The organism is uncultured Nostoc sp., from assembly GCF_964245575.1.
GTDB lineage: Bacteria > Cyanobacteriota > Cyanobacteriia > Cyanobacteriales > Nostocaceae > Nostoc.
On record NZ_CAXTNP010000416.1, the window covers coordinates 1 to 2,713 of the forward strand.

The 2,713-nt window shown below is 42.1% G+C and carries 1 protein-coding gene; it reads right to left on the minus strand.

Translation table 11 applies throughout. The annotated features are described in order from the left end of the window. On the minus strand, nt 1–2,445 hold a 2,445-nt coding region (locus tag ACFFAP_RS35835; protein WP_375515667.1), incomplete at its 3' end, for a sucrose synthase. Nucleotides 2,446–2,713: the final 268 nt, after the last annotated feature.

Genomic DNA, 2,713 nt, shown 5'->3' on the forward strand with positions numbered 1-2,713 from the left:
CCCTACTCCCCACTCCCCACTCCCCATTCCCAAAGCAGATCGATTCATGTGTTTTTCCAAAATCTTTTCGGCTCTAGGTTTATAAATGAGATGAAATAAGGTTTCCATATAGCGATCTCTGGCTTCGTTATTTTCTGGAGCAACAAAGTTCCAAAAACTAAATATTTTAGCAAGCTGTAGTAAGTGATTACTATGTAAATGCCAATTATATCTATGATGAATTCGCTGACTCATCCATTCTGAGACTTCGTGCCAATGCTCAGGATGAGTATCGCATAGTTCAAGGAAGTTTAAAATTTTATTTGCTGTTCCTTCTAAGTCTGTAGGATTCAGATTAAATTCATTCTCTTGGTTTTCGATAATTTCTAAAGAGCCGCCAAATTGAGTAGCAAAACTTGGCAAGCCGGAAATCATCGCTTCCAAAATAGACCGACCGAAGGATTCAAAGTGGGCAAAGTGAACATAAATTCCCTGAGAATCTGCAATTACCCGATAGGCTTCGCCAAGCTCGCTGCTAGGGATACGCATCCCCACCCAGCGAATTTTGCCATTGAGATGATATTGCTCAATTATGTCGTGGAGTTTTTGGATTTCTTCTGCTTGTTCAGGGTTTGTAGCTTCATCTGGATGCAGCTTACTACTTAAGAGAATCAAGTTACAATGCTCTTGCAACGCCTGACTTTGACCAAAGCATTCAGCTAACCCAGTGAGATTTTTGATTGAAGTGATGGGAGCAACAGCAAAGATTGGTCGCTTATTAGGCTGATCTAAATAACCAAATATTTGGGAGTCTTCGCGGGTAAAGAGTAGGTCGTGAACTTGTGTACGAAGGTTAGAGCGGTCTTCTTTTTGGCTATAGGGAAAGAAAATCTTTTCGTTTACTCCCGGCGGCACTAAGTTGAATTTAGGATTAAACAAATCAATTCCATCAACTACATGATACAAATGCGGCATCGTAAAGTATTTGTAAGATTCGTATTGACCTATAGTGTCAGGTGTGCCAACAATTTCTTGATAGGACGATGTGATGATGAATTCGGCTGCATTCATGCTAATCAAATCGGCGGTAAATTGTACCGAGAAATGATATTTATCTTCTAAATCTTGCCAATATAAATTGCTAAATAGATATTTAGGTTTTTCCAAAGAATGGGCAATGTTGCACTGGGTAACTTTCATGCGGCGAGATAAAAGAAAAGCTACTAAGTTACCGTCGCTGTAGTTACCAACAATAAGATGAGGTTTGCCTTGGAACTGAGCTAGTAATTCTTTTTCTGCATCTAGAGCAAAGTTTTCTAAATAAGGCCAAATCTCAAATTTAGAAATCCAATTGTTGGTAATTTCGGGATTAAATTCACCAAAAGGAACGCGCAATATCCAAGCATTTTCAGTATCTTGAACTTTTTCTAAGCGCAGGTTGCAAAATGTGCCTTCGCAGTTAGGGATTAGCCGGGTGAGAATAATTACATGTGGCTTTATACCCAGCACGTCCAGGCCAGCGAGTTTGATTTGTTCGCGCAGTTCGTTTTCTAAGCTGCGGGCTTGTTCAAGAACGTAGATAACTTGACCGAGTGTTTCATCTCTTCCTAAGACATCTTCCTGTCCCACCCAGCCGTGGATGGAAATCAGGACGACGCGAAAAATGGCGGGGACGCGGGCCACAAATGTTTCTAAGATCCCAGGTTCTGGAGAATAAATGAGTCGGTCGAGGAGTTCTAGGGTTTCACAGACTCGCGCCGCAGTGTTACCCCAACCCGGCTCAAAGCCGAGTTCTTTGAGAGGAAAGCGGAATTTTTCATAAGGTTCATCAGGCTCAAGCTCATTTAGCAATTTCAGCGCTAGCTTAATTTGTTTGGCTAAGTGAATACCTGAAGGAATGCGATCGCCCAACAGTAGCCGAATCCCATCCTGTTGCAGCCCCTGTAATGCTTGAAATAACATTTCTACCCAATATTGGGGGTCAGTCAACAATTGATTGCACAGGTAACGGTTGAGGAAGGCTAAACCTTGACCAATATTTCTGGGATCGTCGATTCTTGGGGAATTTTCGTAAAACGGGTGGAGGTCAATTTCGAGGATGTGGGGTTGGTAGCGGTTGACTAGGCGATCTCTCACATCTAGCAGCCCTTGAGGCGTCATCTGCTCGAAACTATTAAAATCGGCTGTCAGTTTCCAAACTTCCTGACTAGCAATCCTGGGACGAACCACGAACCAGGTATTTTCTTCTTCAAAAATTATTTCATGAGTGTACTGTATCAGTTTGCCAACAGAAGAAGAGTAGTAAAAATAGGCTGGCTTTTGGGATTGATGACAGTAATCGGCAAAAGCTTGTAAAATTTCATTTCTTAGGAAGTAACGCTTACCTGAAGCACTCAACGCATAAATCAACTGACGTAGAGCAGTTTTTTCATCACCGTTGAAGACAGCCTGAACTAGTTCATACATGATCACGAATCCCAGAACTTTAGCTAGGTCACGACCTCATATTTTTCTTCAGTATCCGGTTTTCTGAGGCACATTTCCCGCTTAATAGTATATAAACATGAAAACCACCTGCGTCTAACTCTGGGATGAAACATTGCAAGGGCTTCAAATCTATGGGATGAGGGAGCAGAGGAGATATTGCTGGGCTTGTGTACTAATTTTGCGTTATGAATCGCGTCTCTACAGACGCGATGAATCGCGTCTCTACTCATAACTCCTGTACAGAGGC